At 64.7% G+C, this 19589-nt stretch carries 17 protein-coding genes; 10 read left to right on the top strand and 7 right to left on the bottom strand.

What is annotated here, in order from left to right; all coding sequences use genetic code 11:
• Positions 1-457: 457 nt before the first annotated feature.
• On the top strand, positions 458-2014 hold the full coding sequence (locus CK221_RS20070; protein WP_095778974.1) for a serine hydrolase: 1557 nt from the start codon (positions 458-460) through the stop codon (positions 2012-2014).
• A gap of 67 nt (positions 2015-2081) precedes the next feature.
• Here CK221_RS20070 and CK221_RS20065 read toward each other — a convergent pair whose 3' ends face one another.
• On the bottom strand, positions 2082-3017 hold the full coding sequence (locus CK221_RS20065) for a hypothetical protein (protein WP_095778973.1): 936 nt from the start codon (positions 3015-3017) through the stop codon (positions 2082-2084).
• 181 nt (positions 3018-3198) lie between these two features.
• Here CK221_RS20065 and CK221_RS20060 point away from each other — a divergent pair, with 181 nt between their 5' ends.
• From CK221_RS20060 to CK221_RS20045, 4 genes are all read left to right on the top strand, one after another.
• Positions 3199-4305: a KamA family radical SAM protein gene (locus CK221_RS20060; RefSeq protein ID WP_095778972.1), complete on the top strand. Its 1107-nt coding sequence runs from the start codon at positions 3199-3201 to the stop codon at positions 4303-4305.
• Positions 4306-4384: 79 nt separating this feature from the next.
• Complete coding sequence (locus CK221_RS20055; protein ID WP_095778971.1) at positions 4385-5221, top strand: BA14K family protein; 837 nt, start codon at positions 4385-4387, stop codon at positions 5219-5221.
• 535 nt (positions 5222-5756) lie between these two features.
• On the top strand, positions 5757-6629 hold the full coding sequence (locus tag CK221_RS20050; RefSeq protein WP_095778970.1) for a ferritin-like domain-containing protein: 873 nt from the start codon (positions 5757-5759) through the stop codon (positions 6627-6629).
• Between the two features lie 90 nt (positions 6630-6719).
• Positions 6720-8240, top strand: a complete 1521-nt coding sequence (locus tag CK221_RS20045; protein ID WP_095778969.1) for an FAD-dependent oxidoreductase — start codon at positions 6720-6722, stop codon at positions 8238-8240.
• A gap of 81 nt (positions 8241-8321) precedes the next feature.
• Here the strand turns inward: CK221_RS20045 and CK221_RS20040 are convergent, their stop codons facing one another.
• Both CK221_RS20040 and CK221_RS20035 read right to left on the bottom strand, forming a co-directional pair.
• Positions 8322-8510: a hypothetical protein gene (locus tag CK221_RS20040; protein ID WP_095778968.1), complete on the bottom strand. Its 189-nt coding sequence runs from the start codon at positions 8508-8510 to the stop codon at positions 8322-8324.
• Positions 8511-8729: 219 nt separating this feature from the next.
• On the bottom strand, positions 8730-8939 hold the full coding sequence (locus tag CK221_RS20035; RefSeq protein WP_066992896.1) for a cold-shock protein: 210 nt from the start codon (positions 8937-8939) through the stop codon (positions 8730-8732).
• 543 nt (positions 8940-9482) lie between these two features.
• On the opposite strand from CK221_RS20035, the gene minC reads away from it, so the two are divergent.
• The 3 genes from minC (at position 9483) to minE (ending at position 11539) form a co-directional block, all read left to right on the top strand.
• Entirely contained in the window at positions 9483-10346 is an 864-nt protein-coding gene (minC, locus tag CK221_RS20030; protein WP_095778967.1) for a septum site-determining protein MinC, read from the top strand.
• 108 nt (positions 10347-10454) lie between these two features.
• Positions 10455-11270, top strand: a complete 816-nt coding sequence (minD, locus tag CK221_RS20025; protein WP_067321964.1) for a septum site-determining protein MinD — start codon at positions 10455-10457, stop codon at positions 11268-11270.
• A complete protein-coding gene (gene minE / locus CK221_RS20020; protein ID WP_042638296.1) occupies positions 11267-11539 on the top strand; it encodes a cell division topological specificity factor MinE in 273 nt (90 codons plus the stop codon). Before minD ends, minE begins: the two co-directional genes overlap by 4 nt.
• Before the next feature lie 232 nt (positions 11540-11771).
• Here the strand turns inward: minE and CK221_RS20010 are convergent, their stop codons facing one another.
• The 4 genes from CK221_RS20010 to CK221_RS19995 all read right to left on the bottom strand — a co-directional run bounded on the left by CK221_RS20010 (position 11772) and on the right by CK221_RS19995 (position 16942).
• The gene (locus CK221_RS20010; protein ID WP_245430689.1) at positions 11772-13544 is read right to left on the bottom strand and encodes an ABC transporter ATP-binding protein; all 1773 of its coding nucleotides are present in this window, start codon (positions 13542-13544) and stop codon (positions 11772-11774) included.
• Entirely contained in the window at positions 13541-14566 is a 1026-nt protein-coding gene (locus tag CK221_RS20005; protein ID WP_095778965.1) for a glycosyltransferase, read from the bottom strand. Before CK221_RS20005 ends, CK221_RS20010 begins: the two co-directional genes overlap by 4 nt.
• Positions 14567-14678: 112 nt before the next feature.
• Positions 14679-15791 (bottom strand): glycosyltransferase, encoded by a 1113-nt coding sequence (locus CK221_RS20000; protein WP_095778964.1) that lies wholly within the window; start codon positions 15789-15791, stop codon positions 14679-14681.
• Entirely contained in the window at positions 15791-16942 is a 1152-nt protein-coding gene (locus tag CK221_RS19995) for an acyltransferase (protein ID WP_095778963.1), read from the bottom strand. The genes CK221_RS20000 and CK221_RS19995 overlap by 1 nt, the downstream gene beginning before the upstream one ends.
• A gap of 588 nt (positions 16943-17530) precedes the next feature.
• Here CK221_RS19995 and CK221_RS19990 point away from each other — a divergent pair.
• Together CK221_RS19990 and CK221_RS19985 are read left to right on the top strand one after the other, a co-directional pair.
• Positions 17531-18409, top strand: a complete 879-nt coding sequence (locus CK221_RS19990; RefSeq protein WP_245430688.1) for a DMT family transporter — start codon at positions 17531-17533, stop codon at positions 18407-18409.
• A 234-nt stretch (positions 18410-18643) separates the two neighbouring features.
• A complete protein-coding gene (locus CK221_RS19985) occupies positions 18644-19222 on the top strand; it encodes a hypothetical protein (RefSeq protein WP_348628407.1) in 579 nt (192 codons plus the stop codon).
• The last annotated feature ends 367 nt before the right edge of the window (positions 19223-19589 follow it).

Here is a 19589-nt window from a genome sequence, read left to right as displayed (position 1 = left end):
CGAACTGCTTGCAGGATCGACAAAACAAGCCGCACTCGGGCCTCCTCTGCTACGAGAAAGCCTCTCAAGAATCCTTCCTTTGCGGCTTGGCAATAGCCAATCAACTTATCTGCGATTCCCCTGCCCACGAGGGGGGAGATTGGCAGTTCCGCTGACGGCTTTCCCTTTGCACCGTCGATGATTGGCGAAAGCCGGCGCCACATCTGATCTCCCCCCAAGTGGGGAAGATGTCCGGCAGGACAGAGGGGGGCGCGAAGGAACGCAAGCTTTCGTGTCCAGAGCACAGCCATGATGTCGGGGCGGCCGGACCTTCTAAGGCGGGCGCAGGCCCAGAGGTGAGGGACGCACCCGGCGCGGCACCAGTCGATTGGGAGGATGATCAGGGCCGCGCAAGACTTGGCCAAGCCGGTGCCTGCCTGTACAATCTTAGGGTGAATGCAGGGGAAGGGAGCGCGCGATGCGGCTTGGTCGGGATCTCTGTCATTTGACGGTTTTGGCCTTCATCGCCGGACTGGCGCTTTGGCCTCACGCGGCATCGGCCGATCCCGTCACGCCCGCGCGCATCGCCGCCGCCTTGCCGAAGCTCGAAGCGCTGGCGCAAGCCGCCGTTGCCGATGGTGCCGTCCCCGGGCTCGCCATCGGCGTCGTGCATGACGACAAGGTGATATTCCTCAGGGGTTTCGGGCACCGCGAAGCCGGCAGGCCGGAGCTGGTCGACGCTGACACGGTGTTCCAGATCGCCTCCCTTTCGAAGCCGATCTCGGCTACCGTCGTGGCCGCGCTGGTCAGCGACGGGGTGGTATCCTGGGATTCGAAGATCGCCGATCTCGATCCGGCCTTCCGCCTTGCCGATCCCTATCCCACCGGCGAACTCACCATCCGCGATCTTTTCACGCATCGCAGCGGCCTTCCCGGCACTGCCGGAGACGACCTTGAGGGCATCGGCTACGACCGCGCCGAAATCCTTCGCCGCCTCCGCTTTGTGTCGCCATCATCGAGCTTTCGCGCCGGCTATTCCTACAGCAATTTCGGGCTGACCGAGGGTGCCGTGGCGGCCGCGAAGCCGACAGGCAAGCCCTGGGAGACGGTCGCGGAGGAAAAGCTCTACCGCCCGCTTGGAATGGCTGCGACCAGCTCCCGTCACGCGGACTTCATCAGCCGCGCCAATCGCGCCGCGCTGCATGTCAGAATCGACGGCGTCTGGGCCGCAAAGGTCAAGCGCAATGTCGATCCTCAGGCGCCGGCGGGCGGCGTGAATTCCAGCGCGCGCGATCTCATGCAATGGATGCGCCTGGTGCTCGGCGACGGGGTTTATGCCGGCCGGACGCTGATTGCTTCCGATGCGCTGCGACAGACGCATCTGCCTCAGATGGCGCTGGGCCGCAATCCGGTAACCGGAGGCGAGTCTTTCTATGGCCTCGGCTGGAATATTGATTTCGGCCGGCACGGCCTGAGCTGGGGCCATGCAGGCGCCTTCAGCGTCGGCGCGCGTACGGTGGCGACGCTGTTTCCGCAGGAGAAGCTTGGCATCGTTATCCTTACCAACGCCTTCCCGACCGGTGTCCCGGAAGGGTTGTCCGACAGCTTTGCCGATCTGGTCTTCGACGGAAAAGTCGAAAAGGACTGGGTCGAGGCCTGGGACGGAATCTATGCCGGGATGCTGGGTCCGGCGATCGCCGCGGCCAAGGCCGAATATGCCGCGCCACCGTCTCCGCCAAGGCCGGCCCGGCCGGCCAGCGCCTATTCCGGCCGCTACGCCAACGACTTCATCGGCGACGCGACCGTGTCGAGCGCGGGCGACGGCCTTGTGCTCGAGGTCGGGCCGGCCGGAGCGCGGTCCTATTCGCTGACGCATTTCGACGGCGATCTGTTCCTGACCCATCCCGACGCCGAGACGCCAGACCGGCCGGCGGGCGTGAGCTTCGTCGTCGGCCCCGATGGTAAGGCCTCGGCGATCACGATCGAGTTCCTCGACGACAATCGTCTTGGCAGGCTGCTGCGGGTGGGTGACTGATCGCTTCACCCAGAGCCGTGCGGCTATTCTGGGTGAACGACATGTATCAAAACAAAGACCCGCGGGCTCAGGATGCCTGCCCGTAGCGGAGCAGCTTGAAGCAGTCGCCGCTGCCCGACTTCGTCTGCGTCAGCACCGGTTTCGCGCGGTCGATCCATTCCTGCTGCGATTTGGTGTCGGTCTCGATCGCATCGGCCGGTGCAAGAGCGACGAAACTCTTGCCCTTGCTGAACAGCCAGCAGGCGCGGGCGAGAAACCGCCTGCTGCGCTGACGCAGCAGGTCGGCGTCATAGAGGATGTCGAGCACCTCATGCTTGATCTTCGGTTCCTTGTCGGGCTTGGCGACCGCGGCCTCGACCGCCTCGTCGCCGATCGCCTCATGCAGGTCCTTGTAGTCGAGGGCTAGCTGCGTCGTCGCGTATTTGATCTCGTTCTCGTCGCGCACGATGTTGAACCACAGCGTCGGATCGATCTCGTTGACGACAAAGGTGGCTTCGAGGTCGCGCGACAGGTTCAGGATTTCGAAGTCTCGAACATCGACATCGCGTTCCACCAGCAGGATCTTTTCGACTTGCTTGGCGAGCTCCGTTCCCCTGGCGGTGATCGCGGCGTTGCTTCCCCCGTGTTCGGGGCCGACATAGGCGCCGCCCTCATCCAGTACCTCGTCGAACTCGCCCAGCGTTTCGATGACCGGGGCGCCGCGGGCAACGCGCGCCGCCAGTTTGGCGAGAACCTGCTGCAGCTCGGTCTCGCGCTTGCGCTGGTCCTGATAGTTCTGCTGGAAGAAGAAGATGAACAGCGAAACGCCGATGCCGATCAGGATCACGCCCAGCTGCGAAAAGATGTTGCGATAATATTCCAGCAGCTTTTCGCGATGGCGCAGTTCGTCGCGCACGCTGTGCGCCACGCGCAGATTGACGATCAGCGAAATGATCAGCAGCCCGGCGCCGACCAGGATGAGCCCACCGATGAGAAGGTAGCCATGGCCTGCGCTGAAATCCATTCGTGTCCCCCGAAGCCTGCGCCAAATTAGCGCCAATTTCGTCGCGCTCAAAGCCGCGAGACAAGCCGGGCATCAGGCCCAGCCGGTCTCGCGCGCCGCTCCACCGCTCTGCGGCAACCAAAACGATTGACCCGGCCATCCATCCGGCCGATATCCCGCGCAAGTTCGTACCGAGACCCCAATGACCTCAGATACCGATCTCAAGGAAGCCGCGCGCGGCCCCGACGCCGCCTGGCAGGACGACGTGCGTGCCGGCGTGCGCCATGTTCGCGACCTCGCAGCCCTGCCGCTCTCGCCGGCCGAGCGCGCCGCCGCGCAGCAAGCCGCGGCCGCCCACAAGGTGCGCGTGCCGAAAGTCTATCTCGACCTGATCGACTGGAACGATCCGAACGATCCGATCCGCGCGCAGGTGATCCCGTCGCCGGACGAGTTGATCACTGCCGAGGGCGAGCTCGGCGATCCGATCGGCGACCACGCCTTCAGCCCGGTGCCCAGGCTGACGCATCGCCATGCCGACCGCGTGCTCTTGTTCCCGACCTATCAATGCGCGGTCTATTGCCGCTTCTGTTTTCGCAAGGAGTCGCTGACTTCGATCGGCCGCGGCTATACGCGCGAGGCGCTGGAGCCGGCCCTCGCTTACATCGCCCAACATAGCGAGATCCGCGAGGTGATCCTGACCGGCGGCGATCCGCTGTCGCTGCCCGACAGGGCGCTCGCCGAAATCCGCGCCCGCATCGAGGCGATCCCGCATGTGCGGCTCCTGCGCATCCACACCCGCGTGCCGGTGGCGCTGCCGACGCGCATCACGCCCGGCCTGACGGCATCCCTACAGGGAAGACTGATGGTGACGGTGGTCACTCACTTCAACCACCCGCGCGAGATCACGCTGGACACCGAAACGGCCTGCCGGACGATGCGGCAGGCGGGTTTTGTTCTGCTCAACCAGAGCGTTCTCTTGAAGGGCGTCAACGACAAGGTCGAGGTGCTGGAAGAGCTCTGCCGCGAGCTGATCTATCGGCTGGGCGTAAAACCTTACTATCTTCACCATGGTGATCTGGCGCCGGGCATGGCGCACCGCCGCACCACGATTGCCGAGGGCCAGGCGCTGGCCGCGGAACTGCGCCAGCGCCTCTCCGGCATCTGCAACCCGACCTATGTCATCGATCTGCCCGATGGCGGCGGCAAGGTGCCGCTCGGCCCCAGCCACATCGAGGGCCGGGACAGCGAGACATGGCGGATTCGCGGGCAGGACGGGAAGGTGAGGAAGTATCGCGAGGTGGTCGCCTAGTTCCTCATTTCGTCAGGCGGCAGAGGAACTCCCATCCCGCCCCCCGCATTCTATAAGCGGGGGCTCGAAGGAGAGCAGCGTGAAGGCATTGTTGGGAATCGTCGGCGGCTTCGTGCTGACCCTGGCCGTGTTTGCCTCAGGGCTCGCCTTCGCCACCTGGCTGCTGGCCGCCAAGCCGGTGCGCCAGGCAACGCCGGCGATCGGCGTTTCCGAGCTCTGGACCAAGGACGCCAGGCCCGTCGATCCGGCGAAGCAGGATCTCGAGCGCATCCCGGCCCAGCAGGCCGCCGGCGCGTCCGCTAAGGCGGACGAGGGGGCCAGGGCGGCGGATACGGCCACGCAGACCGCAGCTCTCCCAACGCCGCAAGCCGCCGCGCCGCGGCAGTTGCAGCCCTTGCCCGAGGTCTCTCCGCCCAATGCTTCACAGACGGGCCAGGCCAATGCGGCTGAACAGCCTTCGGAGCAGGCGCCGGCCCAGCAGGCACAATTGCCCGCCGCGCATCTCGAATGGTGCGCCAACCGCTATCGCAGCTACCGCCCGCAAGAAAACAGCTACCGCTCCTACAGCGGGGAGATCCGCCCCTGCATCTCGCCCTATTTCGATCCGGGCGGCGATCGCACAGCCTCGACCGACGGGCACCAATCCGATCAGCCCTGGATGAACAATCAAGGCGAGGTGACTGACGACCAGGCCGAGATGGAAGGCTACGCCACGACACGGGACGGCTACGCGACGACCTATGGCGGCCCGCCGGAAGAGATTTTGCCGGAGGACCAGCCTTCCAGGGATCGGCTGCTGGGCCCGCAAATGTCGGGCGATCATATCGACTCCTGCTTCAGCCGCTATCGCTCCTACGATCCGCAGGACAACACCTACCAGCCCTATGACGGCGGCCCGCGCCGGCAGTGCGAGTAGGGCAGGCCCACGTTCCTGCGAAGTGACGCTGGGCCGCTGAATCTGGCGCGAGGCACCCTTTTGTAACTCAACATTGGCCGAATCCGTTATTGTTGCGGACGCAGTGGCGGACTGTAGGCGGCCTTCACACCTCAGGTCCGCTAGGCCCGGCAAGCCGCCTACGGCCTGCTCGCCGGCGTCGTGATCGCCGCAGCCGGTGAGGGTGCAGCTGGCGGCTTGAGCTATCGTCAGGCTGGAGCGCGAAGCCGAGCGCGGCAGGCCATCTCCGGGCCCCGTTCATGGCGCCGGGTCGAAGTGAGGCACCCGTCGCCGCCCGGCCTGCAAGCCCGGCGCCATGAACGAGGCGACAGGGCTCGAGCCTTCGACTGCGCAAAACCGCACCGGCGCCACGCGAGCCGTATCGCGGCCGCATCAGGCTCCCCCAGGCAAAGCCATATCGGCTTCTTTTCAGGAACATTCTGCCTTCTGCGAAGTTTGGCGGCTGGCCCGCTCATTGAGGCCAAACCGGTTGACAGGCGGGCTTCGGGAGGAAGCTATGACCGCTGTCACGCCTTCACTTCATGTTTGTCGCCGCCGGGCACTACAAATCGGTCTTGGAGCGACCCTTGCTTCAGCGGCCGGCATTGCTGCGACTTCGTCTGCTGCCGCGCAGGACGACATAAAAGACGAAGACATTTTCCGCTTCGCGCTCAACCTGGAATATATGGAGGCTGAATATTACCTCCGCGGCACCACGGGAAAAGGCATCGAGGACTCGGACATCGGTTCCAAACCCGGCGATGTCGTCGGCGGCAAAAAGGTTGCCTTCGATACGCCCGCGCTCGGTGAATTCATGCGCGAGGTCGCGGAAAACGAGCTTGCCCATGTCAGGTTCTATCGCAAGACGCTTGCGTCGAATGCGGTGGACCGGCCGGCGATCGATTTCGATGCCGGCTTTGCCGCGGTCGCCAAGGCGGCCGGCCTCGGCGACGATTTCGATGCGTTTGGCAACCAGATGAATTTCGTGCTCGGCGGCATGCTGTTCGAGGATGTCGGTGTGACCGCCTACGCCGGTGCGGCAACTGTCCTGAAGAACAAGGAATTCCTCGCTGCCGCGGCTGGAATTCTCGCGGTCGAGGCCTATCACATGGGAATGGCGCGATCATCGCTCTATCGCATGGGCGAGAAGGCCTGGAAGGCGGCGAATGCGGTTTCCGACGCACGCGACAAGATCGATGGGAACGAGGACAAAGACCAGGGCATTCAGGTCGACGGCAAGGCCAACGTCGTTCCTTCGACGCCGGATGCGATTGCCTTCACAAGGACGCCGCAGGAGGTGCTGCGCATCGTCTATCTGACCGATCAGTCGGGTGTGAGCAAAGGCGGCTTTTACCCGAACGGGATGAACGGAACGCTCAAGAGCACCTAGCCGTTAGGGTGGAGCCGGTCACGATGATCTGCAACCCGGGCCGAGCAGCATTCGGCGCGGGCATCCGATTTCGTTTCGACGAGGCAGGCAATGAACGTCAGCAGCGAAGCGACCACATCTTTTTGGACACTCGACACCAGCTTGCCCAACGCGCCTCGCCTCGAGCAGGATGAGCACTGTGACGTAGCCGTCGTCGGCGCCGGCATCGCCGGCGTTTCCATCGCCTACGAACTGGCCTTGGCGGGACGCAGGGTGGTGCTCGTGGATCGCGGCCCCTTGCTCGGCGGCATGACATCGCGCACGACCGCCCATCTGGCACCCATCTGCGACGACGGCTTGAGCGCGCTGATCGACATGCGCGGCGAGGCTCTGGCGCGCGGATTCCAGGAAAGCCAGCAAGCCGCCGTCGACCGCATCGAACGCCATGTCGCCACGCTGGAGATCGACTGCGATTTCCGCCGGCTGGACGGCTTCCTGTTCCCGGCCGCATGGATGGACGAGAAAGAGGCCGCCAGAGAATGCAACAAGGAGTATGCGGCTGCGGCAAAGATCGGCGCCGAGGCTGAGCATGGCAAGGGTGTGCCGCTCAAGGGCCATGAAACGGCGCCCATCCTGCGCTATCCAGACCAGGCGACCTTCCACCCGCTGAAATATTTGCGAGCGCTGCTGGCCGATTTCGAGAAACGAGGCGGCAAGGCATTCGCCGACAGCGCCGTCATCGAAATCGAGGAGGGGGACAAGGTTCGCCTGAAATGCGACGGCGGCTCCACCGTCACGGCTTCGAACGCGGTGTTTGCCACCAATTCCCCAATCAACACCTGGGTCAAGATCCACAGCAAGATGGCGCCTTACCGCACCTATGCGATGGCTTTCGACATCGCCAGGGGAACCCTCCCGGATGCGCTCTACTGGGACATGGATGATCCCTATTACTATGTCCGCCTCAATCCCGGTCCCGGCACGACGGATTGTCTCATAGCCGGCGGCCGCGATCACAAATCGGGCGAAGCGGATGACGGCGCGGCACGCTTTGTCGCGCTCGAGGCCTGGATCAGGGCATTGGTGCCCGATCTTGGCGGAGAACGAGCGCGATGGTCCGGCCAGGTCCTCGAAACGATCGACTTTTGCGGCTTCATCGGCCGAAGCCCCGGCAACGGCAACGTCTTCATCGCCACCGGCGACTCCGGCCAGGGCATGACGCATGGCGCCTTGGCCGGACTGCTGATCCGCGATCTGATCGTGGACGGATCGAACTCCTGGGAAGCCGTCTACGCCCCCGACCGGACGCCGCCCGCCGCGCTCGCGCACTACGTCAATGAGAACCTTACGACGGTGAAGAACCTTGCCGGCTATTTGCTGCCCGGTGAGGTCAAGTCGGCCGACGCCCTCGAGCCTGGCGAAGGCGGCATACTTCAGGACGGCTTGAGCAAGTTCGCCGTGTGCCGCGATCGCGACGGCAAGCTGCACCGGCATTCGGCCAGTTGCACGCATCTCGGCTGCATCGTGCACTGGAATTCGACCGAGCAATGCTGGGATTGCCCCTGCCACGGCTCGCAGTTCGCGCCGGACGGAGCTGTCCTCAACGGCCCGGCCATCCGGCCTTTGGGTTAGTTCGGCTGGAGGGCGGGTCGGCCATTCCCAGCCGCGGGAACTCGAGCCGAATCGCGTCGGAAGAAGTGGAGACCTCTGTCGCTATTTTCGCCTTGCCGGCTTCTTCTTTGGCTCCGTTTCAACCGGCCCGCGGGCGAGCCTGGCCGCGCGGAGCCGTTCCGTCTTTGCCTGCCGCGCTGCCGCTTCGCCCTCGATTATCGTGCGCGCCGTCTTCGTGGTGGCTTCGCTCTTGGCGTCGCCCTTCGGCTTGAACACACTGGTTTCGGCCATGGTCTACCTCGCAATTTGAAACGAAGAAGGCCGGGCAAGCCCGACCTTCCAAAGCATATCTCCCGAAATCGGAAACCGGTTAGGGGAAGACATGCGTAAAACCCCAAAACATGTTGCCCGAAATCGGGAGCCGGTTTCGGGACGAAGACATCCGCAAGATCAAAGTGCTCCAAGGCCAATGCCGGTACATCCGCGGTCAAAGGCCATGGATGCACGGCATCAGCCCGCCTGGATATTCTCCGCCGAGCTTTTGCCGTTCCGCTGGTTCTTCACGATGTCGAAGCTCACCTTCTGGCCCTCCGCTAGCGAGCGCATTCCGGCGCGCTCGACGGCGGAGATATGGACGAACACGTCCGGCTGCCCATTGCCCTGCTCGATGAAGCCGAAGCCTTTCGTGGCGTTGAAAAACTTCACGGTTCCAGTAGTCATACGATTTTCCTTTCAAATCGACGCAAATCATCGCCGCCTGGCTGCGTGCCAAACGTCGCAGTCTTCGAAATTGAGAGGGAAGATCGTCAGGGCGCCGAGGCGCAGAAACAACATTCGTTCAACAAGTTCGATTTGAAAAAACATAGCGCTTAACCGCAGCGGCGACAAGGCGAGGCGAAATAATATTATCGAAGGCCGTTGTCCTGAAAAGCTTCCGGGCGACTAATTGCGCTTGCCGCCCGACTCCTATAGCGGGCTTCCGCCCGGCGCCGATGAAAGCGCCGAGATACAGATCTTTATCCCTCGCCGACAAGAACCGAAATGCCCAGCCGATTGTTGGCCCGCTAGCCCCGCTGAGCGTTCCCTGCCGGCTCACGCCATGTGTCGAATTGTGTGCTGGATAGACGCTGCGGCGGGTACTGTGACCACCCCGCCACAAAACTTAGCCGCGCCAGTTCCTCAGCGGCCGCCACCCGCAAAATTAACCTTTTGTTAACCATTCGCCCGGCACCCTTTAACCATTGAGTAAGGATTCGTCTGGCCGTGACCTTCGCCGCCCCTTTGCACAACAAATCCATCCGCTTCCGCGCCCGCTCCTTCGTCGCTTTCACGCTGACGCCGGAGGCGCCGATCGACGAGTGGCTGGAGGGGCTCGATCACTGGATCGGCAACTCGCCGGGCTATTTCAATGGCCGCCCGGTAGTGCTGGATCTCAACACTTTGAAGCCGGGGCCGGAGGAGATCGCAGCGCTTGTCGGCACGCTCGCCCGGCGCGGCATCCGCGTCTACGCGATCGAGCTCGAGGGCGCCGAGCTCGGCCCCGATTTGCCGCCGCTGCTCGCCGGCGCCAAGGAGGCGACCGCCGAGGGGTTGCTGGGCAGGGCCGCGCGCAAGGCGAAGGCGGAAGAGATCACGGTCGAGACGGCTACGGTCGAGGACGTGCAGCCGGGGCAAATGAGGGCGCCGCAGGATGAGCTGGCGAAGCTCGATGCGCAGAACGCGCGAGCCGCCGAAGCAGCCAAGTCGGAACCGGCCGGGTCGGGGCAGGGTGCTGCACCGGCGCGGCACGAGCCTTCCGCCGGCACCCTGATGATCAAGGCGCCGATCCGCTCCGGGCAGTCGGTCTTTCATCCGCATGGCGACGTCATCGTGCTGGGCTCCGTCGCGTCCGGCTCGGAAATCGTCGCCGGCGGTTCGATCCATGTCTACGGCACGCTGCGCGGTCGGGCGATCGCCGGCTCGGAAGGCAACACATCGGCGCGCATCTTCTGCCGCAAGAACGAGGCCGAGCTGCTCGCCGTCGACGGCTGGTACACCACGGCCGAGGAGATGGAAGGTGTTTCGCGCGGCAAGGCGGTGCAGGCCTTCCTCGAAAACGATGCGCTGTGCGTGGTGCCGCTCGGCTGAGTCTTTGGCCGCGCAAGCTTCGGACCGGTTTCGCGTGCCATTGTCCTTCATGAGTCCGCCGTGCCCGGCACGGCCAGAGAATAAAAATCGCCAACGGAGGCTGGATATATGGGCAAGGTAGTCGTGGTCACCTCGGGCAAGGGGGGCGTCGGCAAGACAACCTCGACGGCCGCGCTCGGCGCTGCCGTGGCCAAGACCGGCAAGAAGGTTGCGCTGGTCGATTTCGACGTCGGCCTGCGCAATCTCGACCTCATCATGGGTGCCGAGCGCCGCGTGGTGTTCGACCTCGTCAACGTTATCCAGGGCACCGCAAAACTGTCGCAGGCGCTGATCCGCGACAAGCGGCTGGAGACGCTCTATCTGCTGCCGGCCTCGCAGACGCGCGACAAGGACGCGCTGACCGAGGAGGGCGTTGCCGAAGTCATCGCCCGGCTGCGCTCGGTGTTCGACTATGTCTTCTGCGACAGCCCGGCCGGCATCGAGCGCGGCGCTCAGCTTGCCATGCGCTTCGCCGACGAGGCGGTCATCGTCACCAACCCGGAAGTGAGCTCGGTGCGCGACTCCGACCGCATCATCGGCCTGCTCGACGCCCGCACCATGAAGGCGGAGCAGGGCGAGCTGATCCAGAAGCACGTGCTGGTCACGCGCTATGACGCGACGCGCGCCTCGCGCGGCGAGATGCTGTCGATCGACGACGTGCTGGAGATCCTTTCGACGCCGCTGCTCGGCATCATCCCGGAAAGCCAGGATGTGCTCAGGGCCTCCAACCTCGGCGCGCCGGTGACGCTCAGCGAGCCGATCAACACCGCCGCCAAGGCCTACCTCGAGGCGGCGCGGCGCCTGGAAGGCGAGGACCTGCCGGTGGTCGTCCCCTTCGAGCGCAAGGGTTTCCTCGAACGGCTTCTCGGAAGGAGGGCGGCATGAGCATTCTCGACCTCTTCAAGCGGCGCACCAGTGCGCCTGTGGCGCGCGAGCGGCTGCAGCTGCTGCTCGCCTATGAACGCCAGAGCCGTGGCCAGCCAGACCTCGTCTCCATTCTGCGCGAGGAGATCATGGCCGTCATTGCCAAGCATGTGCAGATCGACCAGGACTATCTCCAGGTCTCGATGGATCGCGGCGCCACCATGTCGACGCTGGAGATCGACATCCAGATCCCCAACAAGAGCGCCGCGCCACTGGCGATGGCGGGGTGAAGCTGGTTTAGCGCCGGCGGGACAGCACCCCCTCTGTCCTGCCGGACATCTCCCCCGCAAGGGCCCGCAAGGGGGAGATCAGATGTCGTCGCCGCTTTCGCCAACTTCCGACGGAGCAGGAAGAGCGCGGCAGCCGGAGCTGCCAATCTCCCCCCTTGCGGGGGAGATGCCCGGCAGGGCAGAGGGGGGTGTCTCGCGCCAACCTTCGCCACTTCCCTCGCAAAGAAAGCCCTCACTCCGGCTGGTACAGCTCATCCATGCTGCGTGCCGCCAGTTCCGCGAACGGCGCCTGCTTCTTCACCCGCCCATGCTCCAGGATCACCAGGTCGTCGCAGAACGCGATGGTCGAGTGGTGATGGCTGATGACGATCGTGGTGCGGCGGCCGGCGCGCGATTTCAGCGTTTCCACGATCGCCGCTTCCGAGAGTCCGTCCACTGCATTTGTGGCTTCGTCGAGGATCAAAATGTCGGGGTCGCGCAGCAGCGCTCGCGCCAGCGCGATGCGCTGCCTTTGCCCGGCCGACAGGTTGACGCCGCGATAGCCGACCACCGTCTGGTAGGCCTGCGGCAGCGTCTCGATGAAGCCATGCGCCTCGGCGAGCATCGCCGCCCGGCGCGCCTCTTCCGCGCTGGCCGTGTCCTTGCCGTAGGTGATGTTGTCGAGGATCGTGCCGTCGACCAGCTCCAGGTCCTGGCTGGCCAGGGCTATATGCGCCCGCCATTCGGCCGGGTCGATCTCGCCGAGCGGCGCGCCGTCGACGAGGATGCGGCCGCCATCGGGCTCGACGAAGCGGCAGAGCAGGTTGACGATGGTCGTCTTGCCGGCGCCGGAGCGGCCGATCAGCGCCGTCGAACGGCCGCTCACGATGTCGAAGCTCGCCGCATGCAGCACCGCCGCGCGCTGCTCCTCATTGGCATAGCTGAAGCTGACGCCCTCGAAGGCGATCTTTCCGCCGAGTCCCGCGAACGGACGGCTGCCCGTGGGCGGCGCGGGCTTGCCCTCGGGGTCGAGCAGCCAGGTCACCTCCTCCAGCGAGCCGGAAAGCCCCTGCAGCTGGCTCCAGGTCATCTGCAGCGCGCGCACATGCGGCTGCAGGCGGTAAAGCAGGATGAGGAAGGCGGCGACCAACGGGAAGCTCAGGCCAGCAAGCCAGGCGCCGATCACCACCGCCAGGAACAGCACGGCGTGCAGCACTTCGGTGAGCGGCGCCAGCGCGCCCTGGCGGCTGGAAAGCGTGAAGGCCGCCCGCCGCACGCTGTCCGATGCCTTCTCGAACGCCGCCTTCTCGCGCGCCTCCTGGCCGAAGATGCGGATGAGACGGCCGGCATGCACCAGGTGCAGCATCTGCGAGGCTAAAGCGCTGTTGCGCGCCGCGACGCTGCGGCTCGGCGCCTTGAGATGCGCCGACAGCGCCATATGTGCCGCTTGCACCAGCGCCAGCCCGAGCATCACCAGCAGCGTCATCTGCCAGGATAAGAGCAGCAGGAAGGCAAGCAGGATAACCGCCGCCGAGGCACTGACGATCGCGCCGAGCACCCCCTGCATGGCATCCGACGCACGCCAGGATTCGTTGGAGATGATGTTGAGCAGCCGCCCTGGGCTCTCCTTCAGGAAGAACGGATAGCCGACGCTGAGCAGGCGTTCGGCGAGCGCGCCGCGGATCGACTGGCCGGCCTTGCCGTAGATATGCGCGGTCAGCACCGCATTGGCGAAGGCAAGCAGGTTCTTGAGCAGGATCGAGCCGAGGATCGCGGCCGAAATCGCGATCAGGCGCTCGCGCTCGCCGAGCCCGGCGCCGACCTTCTGCAGCAGGGCGGAAAGGCCGGCCATGCCGGTCGCCTCGCCATGTCCCATGATGATGCCGAGCAGCGGAATGATCAGCCCGATGCCGAAGCCTTCGAGCGCAGCACTGGCAAGCCCGAGCGCGACCACGACGGGCAGCAGGCCGAGCTGACGGCGGCCGAGCGCCCGCCGCAGCATCGCCAGTGTCGGATGCCCGCTCATGGCGCGCCGGCCTCCGCGCTGACCTCGGCGGCTTCCTGAGCGTGCGGCGGCTGCCGATCGGGCCGGCCGGCCAGCACGAGCGTCATCAATTTCGCCGCGCCCGCGAGGTTCATCAAAACGATCGGCCAGTGCGAGAGCCTGAGATCCTGGTCGAAGCGCGGGCCGCCGATCAGCTCGCGCGTGGCGGCACGCGCCGCCCAATAGAAATGGCGAAGCAGCCATGGCGCGCGGCGGAAATGCTTGAGACACAGCGCGCCATTGCCGAAATGATAGTCGCGGTGCAGCCGATCGATCGCCTTGCGGCCACGCCGGCCGTGGTGATGGAAGATCGTCATGTCGGGCACATATTCCACCGCCATGCCGGCGAGCATGGCGCGCACCAGGTAGTCGGTGTCTTCCGCCGAGCGCAGCGGCCCGCCGGCGCCGAAGCGTTCGTCGAAGGGGCCGATGCGAGCGGCGACGTCCCGATGCATGGTCATGTTGCAGCCGAGCACGAAGCCGCCCGGATGCACGGCGGGTGTCAGCCGCTGGCGCTCGTCGCAGCGCTTGATGGTGAAGGGCAGGTCGCGCGCATCGCCGAGTTCGACGCGGCCACCGCGGATCAGCCATTTCTCACCGCTTGCATAATGCCGTTGGAGGTCGGCGAGGTAGTTGCGGTCGAGCCTGCAGTCGTCGTCGTTGAAGACCAGCACGTGCCCGCGCGCCCGCGCCAGCCCCGCATTGCGCGCCGCCGCCAGCCCGGGCCGCGGCTCTGAGATCGCCGTAAGTGGAATGTCGGAGCTCGCGGCGATCCGGGAAAGATATTCCGCCGTGCCGTCGCGCGAGCCGTTGTCGACCACCACCAGTTCGGCGGCGAAGGCGGGATGCGCAAGACAGGCGGCACGGATCGAATCGATGCAGGCTTCAAGCACCGCCGCGCGGTCACGCGTGCAGACGATGAAGGAGACCTGCGGCCGCTGCCTGGGCCAGGGAGGCGCGGGCAAGGCCGGGTGCCTCGGCAGGGGATGGCGCGCGTCGTTCATGGAGAGGGCTCCGCGCTGAAGCTGCTGACCTCCCCGCTTGTCAGGGGAGATTGGCTTTCGCGCCGGCTTTCGCCGATCTCCAGCGCCGGCGAGTGGACGCGGCCAAAGCTGCTCATGCCGCCTCCATCCTGTAAGGCGCCAGCACCGATGCCGCCGGCGTGGATTTGAAGCGGTAGGCGAGCCTGTCGGCCTGCTTGCCGGCCCACATCGAAGCCTGGCTGAGCCACGGTGCCCAGGCCCCGGGGCGCAACGCATATTGCTCCCGGCGGCGGATCGCGTTCCATTTCGCCGCAAGCGTCAAAAGCTCATGCGTGAGCGCGGGTTGCTCCTCGTCGTTGACGAGCTGGTAGAGGAAATAGAAGAGGTTGAGCGCACCGGCCTCGAAGCTCGGGCGCAGCGCCGCGGGCAGCGCGGCAATCCGCTCTTCCAGCGCGCGAATGAAGGCCGCGGCCCCGGCTACCGTCGCGACGGAAACTTGATCGCCGATGGCGCGCAGGTCCTTGGTATCGTCTGTCAGACCCTCGCGCTCGAGGTTTTCGCCGACGATCCTGAGATGCGTGCGCCGCATCTCCTTCACATGCCGGCTGGTTACGCTGCCGGAATGCACGCGGTAGACCAGCAGGCTCTCCTCCATCAGGGCCGCCGGATAACGGTCGGCGAGCCGGCGGAAGAGGTCGAAATCCTCGGCATGCCGGTAGGCGGCGTCGTAATGAAGGTCGACCTCGCCGATCACCCGGCGGTTGTAGACCACGGTCGGGTGCATGAAGATCGTGAAGAACTTCGCGAGCACGGCGAGGTCGAGGCGGAACACCGGGTCGAACCTGCCGGGCGCGATACGGCCACGCACCAGCATGTCGACGATCGAGCCGCAGAAGCCGAGCTCGGGCCGCGTTGCAAACAGCGCCGCCTGGCGCGACAGCCGCCAGGGATAGGCGAAGTCGTCGGCGTCCATGCGCGCGACGAGCTCGCCTTGCGCGCTCGCCAGCCCCTCGTTGAGGCTGGCGACGAGACCGCGATTTTCGTGCGAAATAATGGATACGCGGCTATCCGCCCTGCGGCAGCGGTCGAGGATCTCCAGCGACCGGTCGGTCGAACCGTCGTCGATCGCGATGATCTCGAGCCGGCTGTAATCCTGCCGCAGGATCGATTGGATTGCAGCGCCGACATAGGGCTCGGCATTGTAGACCGGCAGCAGCACGGAGATGAGGGGAGCGGCGCCCGCCATCATCGCCTCGCCTCGGTTCGCTGCAGGTCGAGCGCGGACACGCTGGCCGGCGGGCCTATCCAGCTTGTCTCGCCCGCCATGCCCGCGCGCGACCGCGCGACATAGGGGAAATAGCGCTTGAGACTGTTGAGCGGCTTTTCGAACAGCGCCCAGGAGAGCGAGGCGACAAGCAGCGTGGCGGCGCCTGCGACCAGGAAGCGGCCAGGCCCTTGCTCCGAGACGTTGAGCGGGATCCAGGGCTGCGCCTTGACGGCGTAGGCGAGAAGGATCGGGTGGTAGAGATAGACGCCGTAGCTGATGCGGCCGAGGAAAAGCAGCGGTGGCAGTTCGGCCAGCTTGCCGAGCCTGCCGCCGAGGCCGTTGGAGCAGGCGGCGACGATCGCCACCAGCGGCACCAGCGGCAGCACCTGCACCAGCGCCCAGTGTCCCCACTCCCATGCCGAGTTCGCCGGTCCCGGATCGGACCAGACGACGAGCAGGAAAACGGCCGCGAAAGCCGGCCAGCCGAGCCGCATCCAGCGCGGCACATCGGCGCCTCTGGCGCGGCGCACGGCAAGCAGGGCGCCGCAGCCGAGCGCGTCCATCGAGGCAGGCGGCAACAGGTCCCGGGCGAGCGCCGGGTTGGCGGTGAGCGGCCAGTAGAAGCGGTAGGCGAACGAGAAGAGGATGACGCCGATCGTGATCGCCTCGATACGCCGGCGCGGCGCCAGAAGCACGATCAGCGGCCAGGCGAGATAGAACTGCTCCTCGATGCTGAGGCTCCAGAAATGGCAGAGTAGCCAGGGGTTCCAGTCGTTGCGCAGCGCATACCAGAAGTTCGAGAGATAAAGCGCATGCCAGGCAAGCGACGAGTTGGACTCTTCTAGATTGGTGACCCAGACCAGGGCCAGCACCGCGAAATAAGGCGGGAAAATCCGGATTATGCGCCTGGAGTAGAAGGCGCGCAGCGCCGGCCCGGAAGCGAATACATTGCTGTCACGCGCGTCCAGCAAAAGCCGGGTGATCAGGAAGCCGGAGAGCACAAAGAACAGCCGCACGCCGAGATGGCCGAGGAAGGAGGTGCCGTTCGGCGCAAGGAAATGCGCGTAAAGCACCAGCGTCACGGCCACTGCTCGCACTGCGTCAAGCTGGATGTCGCGCTGACCTGTCATTGGCGGGGTCCCCAGGTTCCGCCGTAAGATCCTGCGCTGGACCTGCAAAGCACGCCGGCTCTGCCTGTCGACGAATCTCCGTCCGGGGCGAGAGTGCCGTCCTTGGCTATCAGCGGAATGCCCATTCGGCTCAACGTAGCGGCATCCTCCACTGCCCATGTTGGTTAACATCTGTCTCGGCTTATGTTGCGGCGCAACACACAATGCTTACGGGTTTGAAATAAAGCTGTGATCGGGAAGGTTGCAGAACAAAGTTGTCCGCGGGCGATTTGGCCTATGGTCCTATATACGCATGGGCGTTTGGTCCGACTTTGGTAGTATTTATCGCCGAGGATGTTGGGGCTTGTCGCTGCAACCGGAGCGCGTGTTTCGGCCTGTATTTACAGTAACGCCTCACTTAGCTAAAGATTACTAAGCGGCGTTGTGAAAACTGTTTTGACTTTCACAGTCTTGCGCGGTGCAGCAAACCAGTCGCGAGACCTTAGAGGTCTTGTCCAACCATCCGGCCCGTTGCCTCAAGACAAGGGAAACGCCAGTCTCTATCTCCACCTCGGACTGGGCGCGGGGGATGGAGGAGAAGTGACGTCGATGCCGATCGCAAAACCGCAGGCGCCGCTGGGGGCCTTGCCCGTGCTCGGCCTGCTTGGGGCCATTCTTTCGGTGCAGGTTGGCGCCGCCTTCGCCAAGGGCCTGTTTCCGGTCCTTGGGGCCGAGGGCACAACGATGCTGAGGCTCCTCATCGGCGCGTTGATGCTGGCGGCAGTGCTCAGGCCATGGAAAGTGCTGCCGACACGAAAGGGATTGCCTTGGCTCGCCGCCTATGGCGTCACCGTTTCGGTGATGAACCTGCTCTTCTATGCCGCGCTCGAGCGCATTCCGCTGGGCATCTGCGTGGCGCTCGAATTCACCGGCCCGCTTTTTGTCGCCACACTCGGCTCGAGGCGCCTTCTCGACCTCGTCTGGGTGGTGCTTGCCGTCGCCGGCATCGTGCTGCTCTCGCCGTTCGCCGATATCAGCCGCGGGCTCGATCCGATCGGCGTGCTGCTTGCGCTTGCCGCCGGCGCCTGCTGGGGGCTCTATATCATCTTCGCGCAGAAGGCCGGCGCCGAGCTTGGCGCCCGCACCTCGGCCTATGGCATGGCGATCGCCGCGCTCGTCGCGCTGCCTTTCGGCTTCACCGCAGCCGAACCTTATCTCACCGACCCGCATGTCATGGGGGCCGCGGTTGTCGTCGGGCTGTTTTCCAGCGCGCTGCCCTTCTGGCTGGAGATGTTAGTGCTCGCCAGAATGCCGGCGAAAGTCTATGGCATGATCGTCTGCCTGGAACCCGCAGGCGCCGCGCTTACAGGGTTTCTCTTCCTGCACGAGAGCTTGAGCGTTTTGCAATGCGCCGGTATTGGCGCCGTGATTGCCGCCGCGTTCGGCGCGGCCGTGACCGCGAGAGCGCCGGTTCCGTCACCCTGTTGAGGCTCAGTGCATGTAACCCGAGGGCGCGGCGGTTTTGAGAGAGCATAGAACAACGACTCGCAGCTGCGCGAAGCGGTTCACGCGCTTATTCACGCCAGAAGAAGCCGTGCGCGCAACCGTGCCCGATCACATCTGGTGGTTGAGACAGGACTTAGGTCCGACATCGCTGCGAAAAAGGTCTGAAAAAGCAAGACAAGGGTCGTGGGCCACTTCCCCACGACGGGTTGATTAGGGATGCTGATGTTGCGACATTGCCGGTGGGGTAGTTCGGCCGAAGGGTCGGATGGCTGGCAAGGGGAGATTGGGATGCGCGTATCGCGCATGGGCTGCAGGCATGTCTTGCGGGCGCTTGTTGCGCTGGCGCTTGTTGTCGCGCCTTTTCATCTCTCCTTCGACGGTCCCGTCGTGGCCAAGGCCTATGCCGGCAAAGGCGGCAATGGCAACGGCAATGGCGGTGGGAACAGCGGCGGCGGAAACGGTAACGGCAACGGCGGCGGCAACAACGGTAACGGCAACGGCAACTCGGGCGGCAACAACGGAAACAGCAACTCGGGCGGCAACAACGGCAACGGAAATAGCGGCAAAGGCAAGGGCGCAACGAGCACTGCCGCCGCCGCCGATGTCGATGATCATGTGAATGCTGCGACCGGCGACAAGGTCGAGGTCGGTGCCAATAGCATCCAGGTCACGCACCGGAACGGAATGAAGGAGAGGATCGAGAACGGCCGTTTCAGGATGGAGGACAAGTTTGGTCGCACCATCGTCGAGCGCAAGGCCACAGTGGCCGATCTCGATCGCCTGAAGAGTTTGTGAGAGCGAGGTTCTATCTGGATTAGATCTTAAGGGGCCAAAAGCCAGCGCTGCAAAATCAGGTTGCCACCTTTTGCTTCGTCTCTTCGGTCCTGATCGTCTTACGACAGAACTCCCGCTGCTCACCTTGCCCCCGCCTTTTGGCGGGGGTACTTTTTGGGGGCCCTTGAGACGGCTGCCGGATAAGGCGGGCTCTTGGCGCATGCCCCCCGCAGTCCGGGAACAATTCATGCGCAAACCAAAGGATACGGCGCTTTTCCGCCCAGGAGGGTGTATGCGCCTTAGCATGCCGCGGTTCGTTGAGTGTCCGCGCCGTTCTCGCGTGCGACAGTCATAATGAATTGCTAACCGCTTTCCAAGCGATTTTGGT

The sequence above is a fragment of the Mesorhizobium sp. WSM3868 genome (genome assembly GCF_002294785.1).
Taxonomy (GTDB): domain Bacteria; phylum Pseudomonadota; class Alphaproteobacteria; order Rhizobiales; family Rhizobiaceae; genus Mesorhizobium.
Note: the sequence above shows the minus strand (reverse complement) of the source record. Positions and strands in the feature narration are given on the sequence as shown.